The sequence below is a fragment of the Pseudomonas sp. zfem002 genome (genome assembly GCF_032621685.1).
Taxonomy (GTDB): domain Bacteria; phylum Pseudomonadota; class Gammaproteobacteria; order Pseudomonadales; family Pseudomonadaceae; genus Aquipseudomonas; species Aquipseudomonas japonica.
In genome coordinates, this window is sequence record NZ_JAVYJH010000021.1 from 65,647 (window position 1) to 87,407 (window position 21,761).

At 66.4% G+C, this 21,761-nt stretch carries 22 protein-coding genes; 12 read left to right on the forward strand and 10 right to left on the reverse strand.

The genetic code is table 11. The features are described 5' to 3' along the window. Window positions 1-34: 34 nt before the first annotated feature. Window positions 35-1,162 carry an efflux RND transporter periplasmic adaptor subunit gene (locus RTI28_RS21880; RefSeq protein ID WP_410479027.1) on the reverse strand — a complete coding sequence of 376 codons (1,128 nt, stop codon included), beginning with the start codon at window positions 1,160-1,162 and terminating at the stop codon, window positions 35-37. Between the two features lie 211 nt (window positions 1,163-1,373). On the opposite strand from RTI28_RS21880, the gene RTI28_RS21885 reads away from it, so the two are divergent. Beyond that, on the forward strand, window positions 1,374-2,141 hold the full coding sequence (locus tag RTI28_RS21885) for an IclR family transcriptional regulator (protein ID WP_316922372.1): 768 nt from the start codon (window positions 1,374-1,376) through the stop codon (window positions 2,139-2,141). A 54-nt stretch (window positions 2,142-2,195) separates the two neighbouring features. Here the strand turns inward: RTI28_RS21885 and RTI28_RS21890 are convergent, their stop codons facing one another. Both RTI28_RS21890 and RTI28_RS21895 read right to left on the reverse strand, forming a co-directional pair. Continuing rightward, window positions 2,196-2,804: a glutathione S-transferase gene (locus RTI28_RS21890; protein ID WP_316922373.1), complete on the reverse strand. Its 609-nt coding sequence runs from the start codon at window positions 2,802-2,804 to the stop codon at window positions 2,196-2,198. Between the two features lie 3 nt (window positions 2,805-2,807). After that, on the reverse strand, window positions 2,808-3,158 hold the full coding sequence (locus tag RTI28_RS21895) for a hypothetical protein (RefSeq protein ID WP_316922374.1): 351 nt from the start codon (window positions 3,156-3,158) through the stop codon (window positions 2,808-2,810). A 104-nt stretch (window positions 3,159-3,262) separates the two neighbouring features. Between RTI28_RS21895 and RTI28_RS21900 the strand changes: the two genes are divergently transcribed. Beyond that, the gene (locus RTI28_RS21900) at window positions 3,263-4,171 is read left to right on the forward strand and encodes a LysR substrate-binding domain-containing protein (protein ID WP_316922375.1); all 909 of its coding nucleotides are present in this window, start codon (window positions 3,263-3,265) and stop codon (window positions 4,169-4,171) included. A 115-nt stretch (window positions 4,172-4,286) separates the two neighbouring features. Further along, window positions 4,287-5,324, forward strand: coding sequence for a GTP-binding protein (locus RTI28_RS21905; protein ID WP_316922376.1), 1,038 nt, complete (start codon window positions 4,287-4,289; stop codon window positions 5,322-5,324). 40 nt (window positions 5,325-5,364) lie between these two features. On the opposite strand, the gene RTI28_RS21910 is transcribed toward RTI28_RS21905, so the two are convergent. The 4 genes from RTI28_RS21910 to RTI28_RS21925 form a co-directional block, all read right to left on the reverse strand. Then, the gene (locus tag RTI28_RS21910) at window positions 5,365-6,138 is read right to left on the reverse strand and encodes an N-acyl homoserine lactonase family protein (RefSeq protein WP_316922377.1); all 774 of its coding nucleotides are present in this window, start codon (window positions 6,136-6,138) and stop codon (window positions 5,365-5,367) included. Between the two features lie 219 nt (window positions 6,139-6,357). Further along, a complete protein-coding gene (locus RTI28_RS21915; protein ID WP_316922378.1) occupies window positions 6,358-7,128 on the reverse strand; it encodes an SDR family oxidoreductase in 771 nt (256 codons plus the stop codon). Window positions 7,129-7,165: 37 nt separating this feature from the next. Beyond that, window positions 7,166-8,563 carry an MmgE/PrpD family protein gene (locus RTI28_RS21920; RefSeq protein ID WP_316922379.1) on the reverse strand — a complete coding sequence of 466 codons (1,398 nt, stop codon included), beginning with the start codon at window positions 8,561-8,563 and terminating at the stop codon, window positions 7,166-7,168. 59 nt (window positions 8,564-8,622) lie between these two features. Continuing rightward, entirely contained in the window at window positions 8,623-10,125 is a 1,503-nt protein-coding gene (locus RTI28_RS21925) for an aldehyde dehydrogenase (protein WP_316922380.1), read from the reverse strand. 337 nt (window positions 10,126-10,462) lie between these two features. On the opposite strand from RTI28_RS21925, the gene RTI28_RS21930 reads away from it, so the two are divergent. From RTI28_RS21930 to RTI28_RS21960, 7 genes are all read left to right on the forward strand, one after another. Beyond that, window positions 10,463-10,906, forward strand: coding sequence for a nuclear transport factor 2 family protein (locus RTI28_RS21930; protein ID WP_316922381.1), 444 nt, complete (start codon window positions 10,463-10,465; stop codon window positions 10,904-10,906). Window positions 10,907-10,995: 89 nt separating this feature from the next. Next, window positions 10,996-11,913 (forward strand): transporter, encoded by a 918-nt coding sequence (locus RTI28_RS21935; protein WP_316922382.1) that lies wholly within the window; start codon window positions 10,996-10,998, stop codon window positions 11,911-11,913. Between the two features lie 54 nt (window positions 11,914-11,967). Further along, a complete protein-coding gene (locus RTI28_RS21940; RefSeq protein ID WP_316922383.1) occupies window positions 11,968-12,369 on the forward strand; it encodes a hypothetical protein in 402 nt (133 codons plus the stop codon). Window positions 12,370-12,411: 42 nt separating this feature from the next. After that, window positions 12,412-12,768 carry a hypothetical protein gene (locus RTI28_RS21945; protein ID WP_316922384.1) on the forward strand — a complete coding sequence of 119 codons (357 nt, stop codon included), beginning with the start codon at window positions 12,412-12,414 and terminating at the stop codon, window positions 12,766-12,768. A 24-nt stretch (window positions 12,769-12,792) separates the two neighbouring features. Then, on the forward strand, window positions 12,793-14,037 hold the full coding sequence (locus tag RTI28_RS21950; RefSeq protein WP_316922385.1) for an aromatic ring-hydroxylating dioxygenase subunit alpha: 1,245 nt from the start codon (window positions 12,793-12,795) through the stop codon (window positions 14,035-14,037). 75 nt (window positions 14,038-14,112) lie between these two features. Beyond that, on the forward strand, window positions 14,113-15,075 hold the full coding sequence (locus RTI28_RS21955) for a PDR/VanB family oxidoreductase (protein ID WP_316922386.1): 963 nt from the start codon (window positions 14,113-14,115) through the stop codon (window positions 15,073-15,075). 44 nt (window positions 15,076-15,119) lie between these two features. Continuing rightward, window positions 15,120-15,914, forward strand: coding sequence for an SDR family oxidoreductase (locus tag RTI28_RS21960; protein ID WP_316922387.1), 795 nt, complete (start codon window positions 15,120-15,122; stop codon window positions 15,912-15,914). A 728-nt stretch (window positions 15,915-16,642) separates the two neighbouring features. Here the strand turns inward: RTI28_RS21960 and catC are convergent. Continuing rightward, entirely contained in the window at window positions 16,643-16,933 is a 291-nt protein-coding gene (gene catC / locus RTI28_RS21965) for a muconolactone Delta-isomerase (protein ID WP_316922388.1), read from the reverse strand. Between the two features lie 16 nt (window positions 16,934-16,949). After that, window positions 16,950-18,071, reverse strand: coding sequence for a muconate cycloisomerase family protein (locus RTI28_RS21970; RefSeq protein WP_316922389.1), 1,122 nt, complete (start codon window positions 18,069-18,071; stop codon window positions 16,950-16,952). Between the two features lie 184 nt (window positions 18,072-18,255). Between RTI28_RS21970 and RTI28_RS21975 the strand changes: the two genes are divergently transcribed. Beyond that, window positions 18,256-19,134 carry a LysR family transcriptional regulator gene (locus RTI28_RS21975; RefSeq protein ID WP_316922390.1) on the forward strand — a complete coding sequence of 293 codons (879 nt, stop codon included), beginning with the start codon at window positions 18,256-18,258 and terminating at the stop codon, window positions 19,132-19,134. A gap of 155 nt (window positions 19,135-19,289) precedes the next feature. Beyond that, window positions 19,290-20,792 carry a sensor domain-containing diguanylate cyclase gene (locus tag RTI28_RS21980; RefSeq protein WP_316922391.1) on the forward strand — a complete coding sequence of 501 codons (1,503 nt, stop codon included), beginning with the start codon at window positions 19,290-19,292 and terminating at the stop codon, window positions 20,790-20,792. Window positions 20,793-20,819: 27 nt separating this feature from the next. On the opposite strand, the gene RTI28_RS21985 is transcribed toward RTI28_RS21980, so the two are convergent. Then, window positions 20,820-21,746: an alpha/beta hydrolase gene (locus tag RTI28_RS21985; protein ID WP_316922392.1), complete on the reverse strand. Its 927-nt coding sequence runs from the start codon at window positions 21,744-21,746 to the stop codon at window positions 20,820-20,822. Window positions 21,747-21,761: the final 15 nt, after the last annotated feature.

Below are 21,761 nucleotides of genomic sequence, written 5' to 3' on the forward strand. Positions count from 1 at the left end.
CCGGAAAGTGGCGGCGGTGCCGGGACAGCCTGGGTTACTTCGAGCTGACGATGGAGTGCAGCGGTGCGACGTTGTCGGCGGCCACCGGCTTGAGCACGATGCCCGGGCGTACCCGCTGCACGCCCTCGGTGACCACCCGCTCGCCGGCGCTCAGGCCGGACTCCACCAGCCACTGGTTGCCCACCGTGCGCGACGTGCGGATATGGCGCAGCTCGGCCTTGTCACCCTCGCCCACCACCCAGGCGGTGGCCTCGCCCTTGAGGTCGCGGGTCACGCCCTGTTGCGGCACCAGCACGGCCTGGTGGCGCACGCCTTCGGCCAGGGCACCGTGGACGAACATGCCCGGCATGAGGAGACCGTCGGGGTTGGGGAACTGCGCGCGCAGGGTCACCGCGCCGGTGCTCGGGTCGACCGTCACCTCGGAGAACTTCAGCGCCCCGGGGTGGGCGTAGGGCGTGCCGTCCTCCAGCGTCAGGTCGACCTTCACCTGGCCGGGGCCGACCAGCGCCAGGTGCCCGGCGTCCATTTCGCGGCGCAGCCGGAGCATCTCGGTGGATGCCTGGGTGACGTCGACGTAGATCGGGTCGAGCTGGTTGATCGAGGCCAGTTCCTGGCTCTGCCCGGCACTGACCAACGCGCCCTCGGTGACGTTCGAGCGGCTGATGCGACCATCGATCGGCGACAGCACGCGGGTGTATTCCAGGTTGATGCGCGCGGTCTTCAACTCGGCCTCGGCCTGCTTCCAGCTGGCCTGGGCGTCGTCGAACTGCTGGCGGCTGATGGCCTTGGTTTCCAGTAGGCGCTGGTAGCGCTGGGCCAGGTTGCGCGCGCTCTCACGGTTCGCCTCGGCCTTGTCCAGGGCAGCCTGGTAGAGCGCCGGATCGATCTGGTAGAGCTGCTGCCCCTTGCGCACCACCGTGCCTTCGCTGAACAGCCGCGCCTGCACGATCCCGCTCACCTGCGGGCGCACTTCGGCCACCCGGTACGCGGTGGTGCGGCCAGGCAGGTCGCTGCTGAGCAGCAGATCCTGCGCCTGCAGTTCAACGATCCCGACTTCGGGGGCCTGGGCCATCGCCTGCGGCGCGGGCTGTTCGCACGCGGACAGCACGAGGCTCATCGACAGCAAGGCGCCGAGGCCTCGCGAGGTTCTGCTGATCATCATTTCTCCTTGGACAAAACGCCGACGCGCAGGCCGCACAGGGAACCTGCAAGCACCGGGCGACATATCGATGTACCGCAATACGGTACAATGCACCGCATTACGATACAAGAAGTCCAGCAAAAGAAAACCGCGACTGCCGAGCGCGGAACGAACCTGTACACTCGCCCCGGCCGCCAGAGCGCGGGCAGCAAAGCCGTTTTCGAGGAAAGTGATGAGCAGCGACAAAGACAACGCAGCAGACGAGCAGCGCAGCGGCGGCATCCAGGTCATCGCCCGCTCCAGCGCCATCATGCGGGCCCTGGGCGCCCAGCCCCAGGGCCTGAGCCTGGCCGCCATCGCGCAGGCCACCGCGCTGCCCCGCTCCACCGTGCAACGCATCATCGGCGCGCTGGAAGCCGAGGGCCTCGTCGAAAGCCTGCCGGGCAGCGGCTATCGCCTCGGCCCGGCGCTGGGCCAGCTGATCCACCATGCCCATGGCGACATCATTTCCGTGGCCCGGGAGTCGCTGGAGCAGCTCGGTGAAACCCTGGGGGAAACCGTGGTGCTGTCGTGCATCCGCGGCAAACAGAGCAACGTCGTCATCCGCGTGATCAGCGAGCAGGAACTGCGCGTGGTGATTCCGCTCGGCAGCTCGCTGCCCATGCATGCCACGGCCGAGGGCAAGGTGCTGTTGTCCACCCTGAGCGACGACGCCATTCGTGACTTGCTGCCGGCCACGCCGGAGAAGCTCACGGCCAATACCCTCGAACTGCCCGACCTGCTCGCGCAGATGCCGGGCATTCGCCGCGACGGGGTGGCCGTGGATATCGAAGAACACACCTTGGGCGTGAGCGCGATCAGCCTGCTGATTCCCACCTTCATGGGACCTCATGCGGTCTCGGTGGTCGCGCCCACGGCGCGCTTCAAGCCAAGGCTGGCGGAGTTTCGCGGGGCCCTGGAACGCTTCAGGCTTGCGCTGGAGAAACAGTTCGAAAGCTAGCCTGCAACGGTGTGCACCGGGTGCGAGGACGCCCGGTGCACAGCGCGGCAGCCATCAGAGCATGGGATAGCGCTTGAACAGCGCGGTCTGTTCCAGGTCGCTCGCCAGCCTGTTCAGCGCCGGAAAATCCTCGGCCTTGACCACCTCCGGCAGCATCAGGCGCATGAACGACCAGGCCACGGCACTGCTGATCGCCGCCTGGTCCGGGCGTTCGCCGGGCGCCGCCTGGTCCGCCCAGTGCCGGTCCAGCTCGGCGCAGGCCGCCAGCAACTGCCGGGTGACACGCTCGACCCAGGGCTGATGCAGCTTCTGCGCCGGGCGCAGCTTGTGTTCATAGACGATCTGCACGGCCTTCTCGCAGGCCGCCAGTGCCAGCCCCAGGGTACGCAAGGCACCGGCCAGGGCCTGGGGCTGGCGCGGCAACAACGGGCTGGCAGGGTCGGCAAGGCTCTCGACGTACTGGATGATCAGCGTCGAGTCCATGAGCACGGTGCCGTCATCCAGCACCAGGGTCGGCGCCTTGACCACCGGGTTGATCCCGGCGAACGCCTCGAAAGTGCTGAACACCGACAACGCCTCATGCTCGAAGCCGATGCCCAGCAGATCCAGGGAGATCGCCACCCGGCGAACATAAGGCGAATCCAGCATGCCAACGAGTTTCATCCATCACGCTCCTTGATTGATATTGATCTCCAGCGCCGCGCTGCGGCGCTTGAACAGTCGGCCCAGCCAGCCGGACGAGGCCGACACCCGGCGCGGCTCGCGCCCCGGGGCGAGGGCCAGCTGGAGAACCCCTTCGCCGTCGATCAGGGCCAGCCCGGCGCAGAGTTTCACGCCCTCGCCGGGGCCGATCGTGAAATCGACACCGTCACTGCTGATCCAGTGCCGGCCACTCAGGGCCCGGGTGTAGATGTCGTCGGCGAAGCGAACCGAGAGCAATTGCGTCCTGGCCACCGAAAGCTGCAGCCATGCCGGATCCTCGCCAGTGTTCAATTGCCCTGCCTGCACATCGTCCATGACCGCGACCTCCCGCCCGCAAGACTTTACCGTCTCTTACATTAGTGAGAATCTGCACCGCGCAATATCGATATTTTTTACGAAATCACGCAAGAAATACTTACATGTCGAGCATTCCACCCATCACCTGCCTGCGCAGTTTCGAGTCGGTCGCGCGCCTGGGCAGCGTCACCGCCGCGGCCAGGGAACTGCATGTCACCCATTCGGCCATCAGCCAGCAGATCAAGGTGCTGGAGGCGATGATCGGCGTCACCCTGGTGGTCCGCGAGGGGCGCGGGTTGCGGGTCAGCGAGGACGGCCGGCTCTACGCCCTGCAGATCCGCGAATCGCTGAACGCCCTCGGCGAGGCCACGCGGCTGGTCAAGGCCCAGCCCAGGTCGACCGAGCTGGTGGTCGCCGTGCTGCCGTCGTTCGGCCTCAACTGGTTGCTGCCACGCCTGCCGCGCTTCCAGCGTTTGCAGGGGCATATCGGCATTCGCCTGCAGGCCAGCCTGGCGCTGTCGAACCTGAGCCGGGAGTCGGTGGATGTCGGCATCCGCATGGGCACGGGAGACTGGGAAGGCATGGAGAGCCAGTTGCTGTTCCACGACGAGACCCTGGTGGTCGCCGCCCCGCACTTCAATGGCGGGATCTTGCCGCGCAGCCCCGCAGCGATCGTCGCCAGCCCGATCATCTTCAACATGGAATCCTGGCAGCCGTGGTGCCAGGCCGCGGGATTGGACATCGACGTCCCGCGCAACGGCCTGTGCAGCAACGACTCCAACCTGGTGCTGCAGGCCGTGCGCCTGGGCCAGGGCATCGCCCTCGAACGCCGCAGCCTGGTGCACGACGCGCTCCAGCGGGGCGAACTGGTCCAGCTGTCGCCGATCACTGCGCCGTACCCCTACCCCTATTGGCTGGTGCTGCCCAACCGCGAGCGTTCGCAAGCCAGGCAGCAGGTGTTTTCCAGCTGGCTACTGGAGGAAGTCGCCGACTACCTGGCTGAACTGGACGCCGCGCCCGGCCCCCGCTGAGGGTGACGCCGGCGACTGCCGCGCGCCGAAGCGCGACTTCAGGATATTCGAATAGGTCGGCACCCGGCGCTGCGGTAGGTTACGAACATTCCAGACTCTCGCCAGGGCCCCTCCGATGCTGCAGATCCCCGCCACAATTCTCACCGGCTTCCTGGGTGCGGGAAAGACCACCCTGCTCAAGCGCCTGCTCGAAGAACCCCACGGCCAACGCCTGGCGATCATCGAGAACGAGTTCGGCGAAGAGAATATCGACAAGGAGTTCCTGGTCACGCGCAGCGAAGAACAGATCTACCAGATGAGCAATGGCTGCATCTGCTGCTCCATCCGCCAGGACCTGCGCGAAGCGCTGCTGCTGCTCGCCGAAAAGAGGAAACAGGGTGAGCTGGCATTCGACCGGATCGTCATCGAAACCACCGGGCTGGCCGACCCCGGCCCCGTGGCGCAGACCTTCTTCGCCGACCCGGCGGTCGCCGGCCTGTACCTGCTCGACTCGATCGTCACCGTGGTCGACGCCAGGCATGCCCCGGAGCAACTGGACAAGCGCCAGGAGGCAAGCCGCCAGGTCGGCTTCGCCGACCGCCTGTTCATCAGCAAGTCCGACCTGGTGAGCGCCGGGGAACTGCGCCAGTTGCAGGAGCGCCTGGGCCGCATCAACCGGCGCGCGCCGCAGAAGTTGCTGCACCACGGCAAGCTCGACTTCACGGCCTTCTTCGATGTACGGGGTTTCAGCCTCGACGCCATTCTCGACATCGATCCCACCCTGCTGCCGCTGGCCGCGCCTGTCGAGCACCCCGGCGCCAGCCTGGTGTGCGCGCGCGCCCATGTGCACGACGAGCACTGCGGCCACCACCATCACGATGCGGTCAGCAGCTTCGTCTTCCGCTCCGCGCGGACCTTCGAGCCGGAGCCGCTGCAGCGCTTCCTCGCCGCCCTGGTGGAGCGCCACGGCCCTCAGTTGCTCAGGTACAAGGGGATACTCGCGGTGAGCGGCTTCGATCGCAAATTCATCTTCCAGGGCGTGCACCAGATCATGGGCAGCACCATCGGCCCGCGCTGGAAGGAGGATGAGAAGCGCGAAAGCCGGCTGGTATTCATCGGTATCGACCTGCCTCGCGCAGAGATCGAGGCTGGCCTGGACGACTGCCTGGCGTAGATCCGCGATGGCCATGGTGCCCATGGCCATCGCGGACGCATCAGGCGTGTCCGCCTTCCACACTGCCCAGCCGCTCCCAGTCCTCGGGATCATGCGGCACCCAGATTTCCGCCTGGGTACTGGCGCTGATCTGCTTGATCCGCTGGATCGACTGGATCGCCTGCAGCGCATTGATGTCCACCGGGCACGGACACATGGCGACCAGCCCCGAGCGCAGGTGGACGGTATCACCGGCGATCAGGAAACCCTTGGACGGCAGGCGCACCAGGATGCTCAGCTCGCCGAGGGTATGCCCGGGGGTCTGGTAGAGCATGATGCTGCCGTCGCCGAACAGATCGAGGTCCTCGCGCAACGGGTTCCAGTTGAACGAGCGCGTCGCCTCCAGGTCCTCGTGACGGTAGAACCCGCGGTAGGCCGGGTCGGGCCAGAACGCATAGCGGATATCGGCCTCGGACATGTAGAACTCGGCCTGGGGGAACAGGAACATGCCGCCGGTGTGGTCGAAGTGCGAATGGGAGATGACCACATGGGTGACATCGCTCAGGGCGAAACCGGCCTTGTTGATCTGCTTCTCCAGGGTGTTTTCCGGCGGGCAGTCGAGGGCGAAGGTATCGACCAGGTCGCCGTAGACGGACCTGGGGTCGTCCCAGGCCTGCGGGACCAGGCCGGTGTCGAGCAATACCAGGCCACGTTCGTGCTCGATGAGAAAGCACGGAATCGGCACGGTCAGCGGGCCGTGGGTACCCAGGGAAATCAGCCCGCTGTCCAGGGTGATGGAGGCCCCCGCCAGCGGCCAGAGTCGCTTCGCCGTCATGGCCGGTTCCTCCCCGACAGTTCCTGCACCAGCCGCGGCTGGATGAACTCGATGATGCTTGTTGTCATTGTATTTTTCCGAGTCAGAGAAACGCTGCGGCGGCTCCACCTGGTCCGATCCGCGGGCAGCGATACAGGGCATGGGTGAGCGGTGGCTGCTGCACACCGCCCAGGTGCCAGGGACATGCGATGAACACACCGCGGCACGCCGCGGCGTCGGTCAGACGGCGGTGTAGCCGCCATCCACCACCAGCTCGGTTGCCGTGACATAGGCCGCTTCGTCACTGGCGAGGAACAACGCGGCGTGGGCGATCTCTTCCGACTGCCCGGGCCGCCCCAGGGGGATTGCCGCGGCCAGCGCCTGCATGAGCGCTTCGTCGCTGGTGAAGTTCGTGGCCATGGGCGTGGCGATGAATCCGGGCAACACCGAGTTGACCCGGATCTTCTTGCGCGCCAGCTCCACCGCGAGCGCCTTGCTCAGCATCCGCGCCGCGCCTTTGGACGCGGCATAACCGGGGTTGACGTTGGGAAAGGCGACCAGCGAGCCGATCGAGCCGATATTCACGATCGACCCGCCACCCTGGCGCTCCAGCGCCGGCAACACCGCCGTGACCCCGAGGAACTGGCTGCTGACGTTGACGTTCAGCAAGCGCGTGAGCTCCGCGCTGTCGATCGCCTCGAGACCGCCCTGCGGGCCCAGGGAGCCGGCATTGTTGACCAGGATATCGATCCGCCCGTGGGCGCTGAGGGCCAGCTCGACCACGGCGCGCCAGTCGCTTTCCCGGGTGACATCGAGTACCGCCGGGGCCGCCTGCGCACCGGCCTCGCGCAGCTCCGCGGCCAGCGCCGCGAGCGCCGCTGCGCGTGCCTGCACATCGGTCACCACGACGCGCGCCCCTTCCCGGGCGAACAGCCTGGCGATGGCGGCGCCCATGCCGGTACCGCTGCCGGCGCCGGTAATGATCGCGACCTTGTCTGACAACCTGCTCATAGCCATACCTCCACAACCGTGATGGACGAGGACAACATCAGCGATCACCGCGACGGGTCAGGGCGGCGGCCAGCGCGCGCGCGCCGCCGTCGGCCCAGATCAGTTCGGCCAGGTTCTCGACCTCTGGCAGCTGCGGCTGCCCGGCGAGACTGGCGCCCTTGGCGATGATCTGTTCCCTGGACATGGGTTTGTGCGGTGTGCCGACGCTGTCGACCACCACCGTCGACGCCGTGCTGCCGTCGACGAAGCGCAGGGTCACGCCGGTAGCGAAGTGCTTTGGATAGTATTGCGCCTCCAGCGCCTCGCTCACTTCGAAGCGCACCCGCGCTGCGATGTCGAGGATCGCCGGATCGTCGAGGAATGCCTCGCTGTAGGCGTCGTAGCGGCTGGGCCCGTAGGCCAGGGTCGCGCCGACGATGAACGGGCAGCTGTACTGCGCGGTCATGGTCGACTCGGCGCGGGTCATGTGCTGCTCGGCGATGAGCCGGGGGCCGCTGACGAGAATTTCGTCGATCTGCGCGGGATCGATACGGAAACCGTCGGTCACCTCGGCCAGGGCGTCGATGGTGGAATGGAACAGACGACAGCAGGCATAGGGCTTGAGGCTGATGTTGTGGATCTGCAGGATCGGGCCCGGCACCACGTCGCGCGGCGTGCCGGCGAAGATCGCGGCAGCGCCGTAGACCCCCTCCAGGACCTGGCGCGGTGCGGTGACGGCGGGCAACAGGGCGAATTCGGCGGCCATGACGCCGTTGCGCGCGGCAATCCCGGCATGCACGCGCTTGACTTCGCCACCGGTCGGTTCCACCGAGAACTGCATCGATGCCCCCGCCTGCGACAGCGCATGTCCCCAGGCGCTGATCAGGGTGTCGCTGTCCACCGCCTGCCCGGCCTGGTAGGCGTGCAGGGCGATGCAGGCCGTCGCTGCGCCGAACACGCCATACACCGCGGTGGGATGGAAGCCGCGGTGCACGGTATCCAGGCCGCCGGCGCTGCTGCCGATCAGGGCCATCGCCTCATAGCCGGCCGCCACGGCGCGCAGCAGCTGGGTCTGCGAAGCGTCGGTCACCGTGGCCACGGCCAGGGCCGCGGCGATGACCACGCAGGCCGGGTGACTGGCGGTTTCGTTGTGGGTGTCGTCGAGTTCGTAGCTGTGCCCGGCGGTCCCGTTGACCAGCGCGGCGATGGCCGGATCGGTGCTCCAGTCCGCGCCCAGTACCCGGCTCGCGCCCGATCCGGCGAAGCGCCGCGACCACTGGGCGATGGCCTCGGCCGCGGGGCGCGTGCTGCCGAGCAGGGAGACGATGAAATGATCGAGCAGCAGGCGCCGCGCTGCCTCGATATCGTCGGTATCGAGGGCCGCGTTGGCGACCCGGCTGACGTGATCGGCCAGCCTGCGGGTCAGGCCTTCACAGGGTTGCGTGGTAGTGGACACGATTTTTTCTGCCTCCGGAAATGCGGTTGGTGACACCTGTTCGCCTCGCGAAACCGGCCTCAGTCGGCGTAGGGATTGGCGAACTGGCCGCTGCTGCTGAGGACGGTGGTACGGGTCTGCAGGTACGGATCGAGTGCGTCGATGCCGTTCTCCCGGCCCCAGCCACTGGCCTTGAAGCCGCCATAGGGCGTCGACCAGCGCAGGTAGGAATAGGTGTTGACCCAGACCATGCCCGCCGCGATCCGGCTGGAAACCCGATGCGCCCGGCCGACATCCCGCGTCCACAGGCCGGCGGTGAGCCCGTAGGCGCTGTCGTTGGCAATGGCCAGTGCCTGCTCTTCGTCGTCGAAGGGAATCAGCGCGGCCACCGGCCCGAAGATTTCTTCCCGGGCGATGCGCATCCGGTTGTCCACCCCGGCGAACACCGTGGGCTCGACGAAATAGCCGTCGGCCAGTTCGGGACGCAGGATGCGGCGCCCGCCGGCGATCAGTTCGGCGCCCTCCTGCCGACCGATGTCGACGTACGACAGGGTCTTGCGCAACTGCTCCTCGCTGATCTGCGGGCCCATATGGCTGCTCTCCAGCGAAGGCAGGCCGACCCGCACGCTGGCCGCGCGCTGCTGGAAGACCTCGACGGCGCGCTCGTAGATCGAGCGCTCCACCAGTACCCGCGAGCCCAGCGCGCAGCTCTGCCCGGTCAGGCGCCAGGCACAGGTGGTGGCGGCGTTCAAGGCGCTGTCCAGATCGGCGTCGGCAAAAATGATGTGCGGGGCCTTGCCGCCCAGCTCGAAGGAGAAATGCTTCAGGTTGTCGCTGCCCTCGCGCAGCATGCGCTTGGCGGTGGCCCCTTCGCCGGTGAAGGAGATCTTGTCGACATCGGCGTGCTGGACCAGGTGCGCCCCGGCGACCCGGCCCACCCCCGGCACCACGTTGACCACACCGGGCGGAAAGCCCGCGGCGTGAACCAGGCGGGCGAATTCCAGCGCCGACACCGGCGTCTGCTCGGCGGGCTTGATCACCACGGTGCAGCCCGCCGCCAGGGCGGGCCCGACTTTCAGGCAGATCGACAGCAAGGGCGCATTCCACGGAATGATCGCGCCCACCACGCCGACCGGGACGCGGGTGGTGAAGCCATGCATGCCCTCCTCCAGCGGGATGGTGGTGCCGTGGGTCTTGTCCGCCAGCGAGGCGAACCACTGGTACCACTGGGCCTGGGCGGTGAGGCTGGCGCGGTGGTCCTTGAGCAGGTTGCCGTTGTCCCGCGATTCGATGCGCGCCAGTTCCGCCACGGCGGCCAGCAAGCCATCGGCCAGACGACGCAGCAACGCCGCGCGCTCGTGCCCGGGCATCCGCCCCCAGGGCCCGCTCAGGGCCTGGCGCGCCGCGGCCACCGCGCGATCGATATCCGCGGTCCCGCCGAGCGGGGCGATGGCCCATGGCTTGCCCGTCGCGGGCTCGATGCTTTCGATCAACTGGCCATCGAGCGGCGCGACCCATTGCCCATCGATGTACAGGTGCTCGTAGCGGGTCAGTGAGGCAGAGGCAGGTGCTTGCAGGGACATTCAGCTCTCCAGCGGACGCAACCCGGTCCGTGTCGCCCCGGGATCACGCGATTGATTGTTCTTGTGGTCGCCGGCGGTGACACCGGGGCGAGGCATTGATTGCACTGTAGAGACGCGGTCTGCAGCGACCAATTGGGTTATTTCGAAGCCGCGCTTCGGAAAATCCAAAGCCGCCCGGTCGATTCGAAATCCACGAATCCGCACTTCGTATCTTTCAACTTTCCCGGCGGCCCGGAGCCTGCCTAGGCTGCACCCTCTGATTTCGGCTACGACAACAAACCCCGCCAGCCGGCACCACCCGGCTGACGTCACAACAAGCAAGCCAAAGAGGAAAGAAATGGACACGCAAGCACTGCAACGGAAGATCGACTGGCTCACGGACATCGAGACGCTCAAAGCGCTGATCAGCCGCTATTGCCATGGCATCGACAAGCACGACGAAGCAGGCTTCATGAGCCTGTGGGCAGAGGACGCGACCTGGGAACTGCCCAGAGGCATCCAGTCGGGTATCGACGGCATCAAGGCGTTGCTGCATAAAGTCTGGCGCGAAGTACCCAAGTGCCATCACCACATCACCAATCCCCTCATCAGCGTTGACCAGGACGATGCCAGCGCCCTGACCGACGTCATCTACTACCGCCAGAGCGGCGACGGCCTGCACCAGCTGCTCTCCGGCTCCTACGCCATCAGCTTCCGCCGCGTCGACGGCGCGTGGAAGGTCCGCCACCTGAAGTTCACAAGCTTCGACACCCGCAGCCCGGTCTTCGCCGAAAACCCATAGCCGAGCGTCGCTGCCTGGCGGCGCACGCACCCTGCGCGCCGCCCATTCCTTTGCACTTTCCAACCACAACAACAACAGTGGAGAGTCTCATGCGCCTGTTCCAGCCACTCTGGACGTTCGTCGTTCGTCTGCGTAAAAGTTGCATCCTTGTCGCGATTCCGCTGCTGGTCGTCCTCGCGCCCCGTCAGGGGCTGGCCCTGGGCACCAACATCGGCGACGCGGTCGCCCCGGAGCCCGGGCATGACCTGCTCGCCGTCTACCTGCTCAACACCCGCAACGCCCGCTTCTACAACAGTGGCAACGTCGTCAGCGAACGGGCCAAGCTGGATGCGACCACCACCATCCTGCGCTATGCCCATCCGATCCAGCTCGGCAACATCATCGCCAACCCGCAGTTCGCCGTGTTCCACAACAACCTCTCCCCCGACCATGTCGATGGCCTGCGCCATACCTCCGGCGTCGCCGACCCGCTGATCGGCTTTCCGCTGTTCGTGCATATCGATCGTGCCGCCGGCGAATACCTGGCGATCGCCCCCTTCCTGTTCCTGCCCATCGGCGAGTACGACCACAAGGACCTGCTCAACGCCGGTGAGAACCGCTGGAAGGCCACCCTGCAACTGGTCTACCAGCGCCCGCTGGGCAAGGACTTCTACCTGGAACTGGTGGGCGAAGGCACCGCGTACTGGCGCAACGACGACTACGGCCCCAACCGCATGACCCTGCGCCAGCGCCCCTGGTACGAAACCAAGGCTGCGCTCACCTACCAGTTCAGCGACCCCGGCCACACCCTCGCAGGTGTCGGGGTGTACCGCGACTTCGGCGGCCAGACCCGACTCGACGACCGCTGGCAGGACGACCGCGTCGCCACCACCGGTTTCTATGTCGAAGCCAGCACCTTCTACAGCAAGTCCGACCAGTTGCTGCTGGGTTTCTATCGCGATGTGGATGTGGAGAACGGCTTTCGGGTGAACCAGCAGTTTCGCCTGCGCTACCTGCACATTTTCTGAGTGCAGGGCAGCCGCCTGCACAACCGATCTGCACTCACAAGGAGGATGGCAAACATGGCCACGAAAATTCTCTGGCAAGCGGAAAACCGTGCCGAAGATCCGAACTTCTTCGGTGTACGCGAAACCTACGAAGCCATGGCGGACCGGCCACAGCGCTGGGTCGAGATGTTCGACGAGGCCGCCTACCAATGCGTGCTGGACGGCGCCGACACCGTGCTGTGTGGCTGCAACCCCGGCGGCGCGCTGCTGCACATGGCCGGTTATCGCGAGGTGCGCGATACCGGCGTACCGGTGATTGCCGGCCCTGCCGCCATGGTCAAGCTCGCCGAGACGATGGTCGATCTGCGCCGCAGCATCGGCCTGAGCAAGTCCGAAGCCGAGACCGGCCTCTACAGAACCACTCCCGCCAACGTGCTCGAGGAACTGCAGTCGATGGGCAAGCGCCTGTTCGCCTGACCCCGCGGCATGACCTCCCCCGACCCGACCAGGAGACAGACGATGGATACACCCCTCGCTACCGACAGCCTTCCGCAAGGCTTCGAAGCACTGGCGCCGTTCCTTGCCCAGTGGAACCTGCGCACCTCCCACGAACGCTGGATCAGCCGCGCGCAGACACCCTATGCGGACATCCAGCGCTTCTACGACGCAATGATGGAGCGCGTCGAGGATGCCACCCGCTATCTCGACCAGTTCCCCCTGAACGACATGCCCGAACCCGCGGCGAACCTGTTTCGCCTGCTGCTGGGCATGAGCCACGCCGCAATCGCGGTGGAGATGCACCAGGCAGCGGGTATCCGCAATGCGCCGGCGAACCATGCACTGGAAATAGTCACCGGGTTCCAGCCTCACGGCTGACCCTAGCGATCTTCAGGAGGCTGTATGAACCACCCTATCGATTTGCCGGCTGGCCTGACCCAGTCGGTCGGACTGGGCACCGGCGAGATGCCGACGGCCCTCTATACCGACCCGGCCCAGTTCGAAACCGAGCGCGAGCGCATCTTCCGGCGCGCCTGGTTGATGGTTGGACGTGTCGAACGCATCCCCGCGGCCGGCGACTTCTTCGTCAAGGACCTGGACCTGTTCAAGGCCTCGATCATCGTCGCCCGTGGGCAGGACGGCCGGATCCGCGCCTTCCACAACGTCTGCGCGCACCGGGCCAACCTGGTCGAGCACCGCAAGAGCGGCAACGCCAGACGCTTCGTCTGCCGCTATCACAGCTGGGGCTACGACAATTCCGGGGAACTGGCCCACGTGCCCGACGAGGCCGGCTTCTTCAACCTCGACCGCAAGAAATGCGGCCTGACGCCGGTGACCCTCGATGTATGGGAGGGCTGGATCTTCATCAACCTGGCGCCGAGCGCGGAAGTCAGCCTGGAGGAGTTCCTCGGGCCCATGGCCCAGGCGCTGGCAGGTATCGAATACCAGAACCCCGATCACCCCATCGTCCTGCGGGGCACCTTCAAGGCCAACTGGAAAGCCGTCGCGGAGAACTTCAGCGAGTCCTATCACGTTGCCTCGATCCACCCGAGGACGCTGGGGGCGTTCTATACCGGCCAGGACAACCCGTTCAGCCGCCCCATCAGCGCGAACCTCTATGGCGCGCATCGCTCGATGTCGTTCTGGCTGAATCCGGCGGCCCAGCCATTCTCGAAATCCAGGTTCGCCCAGTGGCTGTTCTCCGCCGACCATTCCGTGACCGGCACACGCAAGCAGGGCCAGGTCAATCCGGTCACCGAGCACCGCAACATCAACCCGACCAAGAGCGACCACTGGGCCAGCGATGTGAACTGGTTCTTCCCCAACTGGCACCTGCAGATCTCCGCCAACCAGTTCTGGAGCCACGAGTTCTGGCCGACCTCCGTCGACACCACGGTGTGGGAGGCCAGGTTCTACAACAAGAAGGCGACCAGCGTCCGCGAGCGCCTGCAACTGGAGCATTTCACCTCGCACATCACCGACACCATGCTCGAAGACCTCGGCAACATCGAGAGCATGCAGGCCGGCATGGCTTCCGGCGCCAGGCCGTCGGTGCATTTCAACGAGAGTGAAATCCTCTGCCGCCATGGCCTGGAGCAGGTGGTCAAGTGGTCCAGCGCCAGCACGGTGAAAGACGCCCTGAGCTGAACCTGGCCGCGCCCCGCCACCCTGGGCGCCCACCATCGCCCGGGGTGGCCCCACCGAACGACAACGAGAGCCACCATGCCCACCGATCTGAAAGTGCGCGTCGCCGCGAAAGTCGAGGAAGCAGAGGACATCTGCAGCTTCATGCTGGTGCCCGTGGAACCCATCCGCCTGCCGGAGTTCAGTGCCGGCGCGCACATCGATGTCTGCCTGCCCGGCGGGCCGACACGCCAGTACTCACTGTGCAATGCCACGGACGACAGCCATGGCTATCGGATCGCGGTGCTGCACGATCCCCTCTCCCGTGGCGGCTCGCGCCAGTTGCACGAGCGCGTCGAAAGCGGCGACATCCTGTCGATCAGCGCGCCGAGAAACCTGTTTGGCCTGCACCGCGAGGCCCGGCACAGCCTGTTGCTGGCGGGCGGGATCGGCATCACCCCGCTGCTGGCCATGGCACAGTGCCTGTCCGCCACCGACGCCTCCTTCGCGCTGCACTACTGCACCCGGTCGCGCCGGCGCACGGCCTTCCTCGAGCGCATAGCCGGCAGTCCGTTCGCCGCCAGGGTGCGCTTTCACTTCGATGACGACGCCGACTCGCCCCGCCTCGACCTCGCGGCCACGCTGGCCAGTCCGTCACCCGACACCCATCTGTATGTCTGTGGGCCCAAGGGCTTCATGGACGCGGTGCTCGGCACGGCACGCGCGATGGGCTGGGCCGAAGACCGCCTGCACTACGAGTTCTTCGCCGCCGAGGCGCGGCAAACCGGCAGCGACGACGGTTTCGAAGTACAGCTCGCCAGCACGGGCGAAGTGGTTGCCGTCGGGCATGACGAGTCTGTCGTGCAGGCACTGGCACGCGCCGGAATACGCATCGAAACCTCCTGCGAGCAAGGTATCTGCGGCAGTTGCCTGACCGGCGTCATCGACGGCGAACCGGAGCACCACGACGTCTACCTGAGCGCGGCGGAGCGTGCGGCCAACGACCAGTTCCTGCCGTGCTGCTCGCGGGCGAAGTCCGCGCGCCTGGTGCTCGACCTCTGATCGTCGGCCCCGTGAACATCCACCCAAAAAGAGAACACTCGAGCATGAAATTCGAACTTGAAGGAAAAACCGCCCTCGTCACCGGTGCCACCCAGGGCATCGGCTTCGCCATCGCCAGCGGCCTGCTGGCCGCCGGTGCCGAGGTGGTGATCAATGGCCTGGGCCAGGACCAGGTCGACAGCGCACTCGCCAGGTTGCGAGACGCCTTTCCCGGCGCGCGGGTGCGGGGCGTGGACGCCGACCTGGGCAGCGCCGCGGGGTGCGCCAGCCTGCTGGCGCAGGTGCCCGTCTGCGACATCCTGGTCAACAACGCCGGAATCTTTGCCGCCGGGGACTTCTTCGAGATCGACGATGCCACCTGGGAGCGCTACTGGGCGGTCAACGTCATGGCCGGCATGCGCCTGGCCCGCGCCTGCCTGCCGGGCATGGCCGCCAGCGGCTGGGGCCGGGTGGTGTTCATCGGCTCGGAGTGCGGCATCAGTACACCGCCGGACATGCTCCACTACGCCACCACCAAGACCGCGATTCTCGGCCTGTCCCGCGGCCTGGCCAAACGCATGGCCGGGACCGGGGTGACTGTGAACGCGGTGCTCCCCGGGCCGACGCTGAGCGAGGGCGTGGAAGGCCTGTTGCAGGAGCAGATCCGCCGTACCGGCAAGAGCATCGAGGAACAAGGCGCCGAGCTGGTCAAGGCCATGCGCCCGTCGTCGATCACCCAGCGCTTCCAGACCGCCGGGGAAGTGGCCAACCTGGTGCTGTACACCTGTTCGCCACTGTCCTCGGCCACCACCGGCGCGGCATTGCGCGCCGACGGTGGCGTGGCCGACACGCCGATCTGATCAGTTTTCCAGCACAAAAGAACCTTGGGCTTTCCGAGCGGGGCCTGGAGGTCTGTGCTATGGCTGGCCGGGCAACATCCGCGAACTGGAAAACCTGGGCGAGATGTCGTGATTGGGGGGTGGTGCTGGGTGCCTGTCTTGAGTTTTGCAGCGCCCTCCAGATCGAGCGCCGTCCGGGCGGCGCATCGCGGTGCATGGCGACACTCTTCCAGCGCTCTCAAGATCGAGCGCCGTCCGCACGGCGCATCGCGGGCTACGCCCGCTCCCACATTTGTTGCAACGTACCTATGTCTGACAGGCCATGGTTGACCGCCTTGTGGGTTCGACTCGATACCGAGTCGTACCCAACAGCCTCCCCACGATGCATCGCCGAAAAAACAAAGGCTGACAACTCAAATCCCACAGGCCATGGCACGTTGCAACGAATGTGTGAGCGGGCGTAGCCCGCGATGCGCCGTGCGGACGGCGCTCGATCTCAAGGGCGCTAGAAGAGCATCGTCATGCACAGCGAAGCGCCGCGCGGGCGGCGCTCGATCTTCTGAGCGCTGCAAGACTCAAGACAGGCACCTGGCGGACTTGATGCGGTCTCCTGCCAAGCCCCCAGAGTCGTGTAGATACCCACGCAGTGCAGGCCAAAACAAAAAAACCCGAGCCCTCCCCGCACGGAAAGACCCGGGTAAAACCCCGCTCAGCCGCAGCGGCTGACAACAAGCATCGGCGTCCGTCGCTCAGCGATCATCCGCGTGGATCGAGGACGGATGACGGCACAGACCATCGATCTCGATATCCATGTAGGGAAACAGCGGCAGCTGCATCAAGGTATCGTGCAGCGCCTCGACACTGGGCAGGTCGAACACGCTGTAGTTGGCGTAGTGCCCGGCGATGCGCCACAGGTGGCGCCAGCTGCCCTCGCGCTGCAGGCGCTGGGCCAGTTCCTTCTCGTCGGCCTTGAGTTGCGCGGCCTTGGCCGGGTCCATGTCGACCGGCAATTTCACCGTCATCTTCACGTGGAACAGCATGCTCTCTCTCCTCTGTTCAGCGGCGGGCGAAGCGCGCCAGCTGCGCCTCGTCCAGGGTCAGGCCCAAGCCCGGGATGGCCGGGACGTGCAGGTGGAAATCGCGGTACAGCGGCGCCTCGCGGACGATTTCCTCGGTCAGCAGCAGCGGCCCGAACAGCTCGGTGCCCCAGGTCAGCTGGCGCAGGGTGAGGAAGGCATGCGCCGAGGCCAGGGTGCCGACCGAGCCTTCGAGCATGGTCCCGCCGTACAGGGCGATGCCCGCCGCCTCGGCGATCTGCGCGGTACGCAGCACCGCACGCGGACCGCCGTTCTTGGCGATCTTCAGGGCGAAGATGCTCGCCGCACCGTCGGCGGCGAGGCTGAAGGCGTCCTCGACGCTTTCGATGGATTCGTCGGCCATGATCGGCGCCGGGCTGCGCTGGTTGAGACGGACCTGGCCGCCACGGTTGATCCGCGCGATCGGCTGCTCGATCAGGTCGATGCCGTTGTCGCCAAGCACCTGGCAGGCGCGGATGGCCTGGGACTCGTCCCAGTACTGGTTGACGTCGACGCGCACGCTGGCGCGGTCACCCAGCTCGCGCTTGATCGCCAGCACATGCCTGAGGTCCTGCTCCAGCGGGTTGGCGCCGATCTTCAGCTTGAACACGCGGTGGCGGCGGATCTCCAGCATGTGCTGGGCTTCAGCGATGTCCCGCGCGGTATCGCCGCTGGCCAGGGTCCAGGCCACTTCCAGGCTGTCGCGCACGCGACCACCGAGCAGCTCGCTGACCGGCAGGCCGAGGCGCTTGCCCTGGGCATCCAGCAGCGCGCTCTCGATGCCGGACTTGGCGAAGGTGTTGCCCTTGGCCAGCTTGTCGAGCTTGAGCATGGCGGCGTTGATGTTGTCCGCCGGCAGGCCGATCAGCGCCGGGGCCAGGTGCGCGTCGATATTGGCCTTGATCCCTTCCGGGCTCTCGTAGCCGTAGGCCAGGCCGCCGATGGTGGTGGCCTCGCCGATGCCTTCGACGCCGTCGCTGCAACGCAGGCGAATGATCACCAGGGTCTGCTGCTGCATCGTGTGCATGGCGAGCTTGTGCGGACGGATGGTCGGCAGGTCGACGATGATCGCCTCAAGACTTTCGATAAGCGTTTGCTTCATGGTTCGGATCAACCTATGCAATGGGACTTCGCCAGCGCGCCACGGGCCGGCATGTCGCACTGTGCCCCCGCACAGGAGTTGCGTCCAATATCGAATGGGTCTGCAACGATACCTTTAAGGTATCCTTATCAAAACCAATCAGATTCAACCTCAGCGAAACGCCCTATCAGATGCAGGAGGTATCGTGGAACTCAGGCACATCAAGTATTTCCAGGCGGTCGCCCAGACCCTGAATTTCACCCAGGCGGCGCAACGCCTGAACATCGCCCAGCCACCGTTGAGCCGGCAGATCCAGCAACTGGAGGACGAACTGGGTACGCAACTGCTGGAGCGCAGCAGGCCGCTGCAACTGACCGAGGCAGGCCGCTTCTTCCAGGAGCAGAGCCGCGCCCTGCTGCAGCAGCTGGAAAGCCTCTGCGAGAACACCCGGCGCATCGGTGCGGGGCAACGCCGCTGGCTGGGCATCGGCTTCGCCCCGTCGACCCTGTATGCGCTGCTGCCCGAGCTGATCCGCGAACTGCGCGAAGACCCGAGGCTCGAGCTGGGCCTGCATGAAATGACCACCCTGCAGCAGGTCGAGGCGCTGAAGGCCGGTCGCATCGATATCGGCTTCGGCCGCATTCACCTGGCGGACGACGCGATCCACCAGCAGGTGCTGCGCGAAGACCCGCTGGTGGCGGTCCTCCCGGCCAGCCAGGCGCCGGGGGAACCCACGGTAAGCCTGGCCTCCCTGGCGCAGCGACCGTTCGTGCTGTATCCGGCGCAACCCCGCCCCAGCTATGCCGACCATGTGCTGTCCCTGTTCGCCCGGCAGGGGCTGGGCCTGCAGGTCGCGCAGTGGGCGAACGAACTGCAGACCGCCATCGGCCTGGTGGCCGCCGGTGTCGGCATCACCCTCGTGCCGGCGTCGGTGCAACAGCAGCACCGCGCCGATATCGTCTATGCGGCGGTCGACGACCCCGAGGCGGTTTCGCCGATCATTCTCAGTCGCCGCAGCGGTGATATCAGCGACCTCGTCCAGCGCTGCCTGCACCTCATCGAGCGGATCAACCGGCAACCTTGAAGCGCCCCGCCAGGGGCTTTCCACTCTTTGAACCTTTTAGTTAATGCGCCTGGCGGTGACTCCTTGTATCCTTGCAGCGCGGCGAAATGGCCAAGTGCCATGATCCACGCCCACCGCTCGTCAATCCAGGAATCGGCTTTCCCCCAGGTATCAACGTGAAGCGTGACATCCACCTCGTCGTCCTCTTGCTGTCGGTCATCGGTTGTTCGCTCGCTTCATTGACGCTGTGGAAAGTGATGGCCTCGCGAGAGCGGGCGCTGGAAGAAATCGACACCCACAGCCTCAACCTCACCCAGGCACTCTCCACCTATTCCGAAGGCATCGTGCGCCAGAGCGCATTGATCCTCCTCGGCCTGGTCGAGCGCCTGGAAACCGAAGGCAGCGGGCCGCGGCAGATCGAACGCCTGAGCCAGCTGGTCAGCCGGCAACAGCCGCTGATGCCGCAGTTGAGCGGCATCACCGTGTACGCCAAAGACGGGCACTGGCTGATGTCGTCCAACCGCCCCATCCCGGCCGGGGCCAACAGCAGCGACCGCGCCTACTTCATCCATCACCGTGACGACCCGTCCCGCGAACCCTTCATCGGCCTGCCCATCCGCAGTCGCGCCACCCAGGAGTGGGTGATCACCATCAGTCGCCGCTTCAACGATGCGCAAGGCGACTTCGCCGGGGTGGTGGCGGTGACGCTCGGCGTGGAGAACTTCCTGCGCCTGTTCGGCCAGATCGACGTGGGCCAGGAGGGCGCGATCGGGCTGACCTACACCGACGGCTCGCTGCTGGTGCGCTACCCGTTTCGCGAGCAGGACATGGGACGCAATTTCTCCAGGTCGCCGATCTATGCCAAGTACCTGGTCGACAACGCGGTGGGCACCGCCTCCTTCACCTCCAGCCTGGATGGCGTCGAGCGCCTGTATGCGTTTCGCAAGAGCGACAGTCTGCCGCTGGTAACGACGGTGGCACTGGGCAAGCGCGAGGCGCTGGCGGCCTGGCAGCTCGAAGCTCTGCTTTCGCTGCTGGTGGTGTCCGGGTTGCTGGGCCTGACCGGCGTCATTGGCTGGCTGCTGATCCGCACCATGTGCCGCCGCAGCCTGGCGGAAGACGAGCTGCGGCTGGCCCAGCAGCAGTTGCTCGACAGCAACCGCCAGCTCGAACACCTGGCGCGGCACGACGGGCTGACCGGGCTGGCCAACCGCCGCTGCTTCGACGAAGCCCTGGCCCAGGAAAGCGCCAGGTCGCGTCGAAACGCCACGTCACTGGCCTTGCTGATGATCGATATCGATCACTTCAAGCGCTACAACGACACCCATGGTCACCCCGCCGGGGATGCCTGCCTGCAGCAGGTCGCCCGGCTGTTCTCGGCCTGCGTGCGGCGCCCCTGCGACGTGCTGGCCCGTTACGGCGGCGAGGAACTGGCGGCGATCCTGCCCGACACCGACAGCGCCGGTGCCGCCAGCATCGCGCAGGCGATGCTCGACCGCCTGGGCCGGGAGCCCATCGCCCATCACGACAGCCCGTTTGCCCGGGTGACCGTCAGCATCGGCATCGCCTGCATGAGCGGCAGCGAAGCGGACGCCACCCCATCGTCGCTGCTCGAACGCGCCGACCAGGCGCTCTACGTGGCCAAGGAAAGCGGCCGCAACCGCCTGCATGTCGGCTGAAGCGGCGAGCGCTCTGGCGGTACTGCCTCAGAGGTGCTTGCGGAAGAACGGCACCAGGCGCTCCAGCGCCGCAGCCACCGGACCGGGCTGGTCATACAGGTCGTAATGGGTCGCGCCCTCGACCACCTGCAGGGTCTTGTCCGCCGAGCGGGCCCGGTCGAACAGCTCGAAACCGTCGCGGAACGAACCGAAGGCCCCCGGCGTGCCGCCACCGATGACGATGTGCAGCGGCTGGGTCAGCAGGCGCTCGGCCAGGTGGAAAGCATCCCAGCCCAGCGCCGGCGCCACGCTGGTGAAACGCAGGCGGTTCGGCGAGCCGGGTTGCTGGCCACGGGGCGTCTTGTAGTAATCGACGGCCTCGACCACGTCCACGTCGGCGACACCCGCCTGCTCGCGCTCGGCCTGGGAGTTGGGGATGTAGGTGACCAGCAGCGGATCGGCGCCCCGCGCTTCGGCGGTGCGCTGCCTGCCGATCGCTTCGAGGGTGTTCAGCGCGGCGTCGGCGCTCATGTCGCCGGCGCGCATGATGCGTCCGTAGTTGGCCGCGACCACGGTGCCCACGGCCTTGATGCGCCGCTCGGTCATCGCCGCGTTGACGGCATAGCCGCCGCCACCGCAGACGCCCAGCACGCCGATGCGTTCCTCGTCGACCCAGGGCAGCGTGACGAGATAGTCCACGGCGCAGCGGAAGTCCTCGACGCGCACGCTGGGGTCTTCGCTGTAGCGTGGCTCGCCGCCGCTGGCGCCCTGGGTGGAGGCATCGAAGGCCAGGGTGATGAAGCCCTGCGCGGTCAGCTGCTCGGCGTAGATGGCGCCGGAGGTCTGCTCCTTGCAGCTGCTGATCGGGTGGGCACAGATGATCGCCGGGTACTTGCGGCGCTCATCGAAATCCTTCGGCAAGCGGATATCGGCGGCGACATCCCACAGACGATTCTTGAACGTGACGTGTTTCATGCTGTGTCTCCCTCG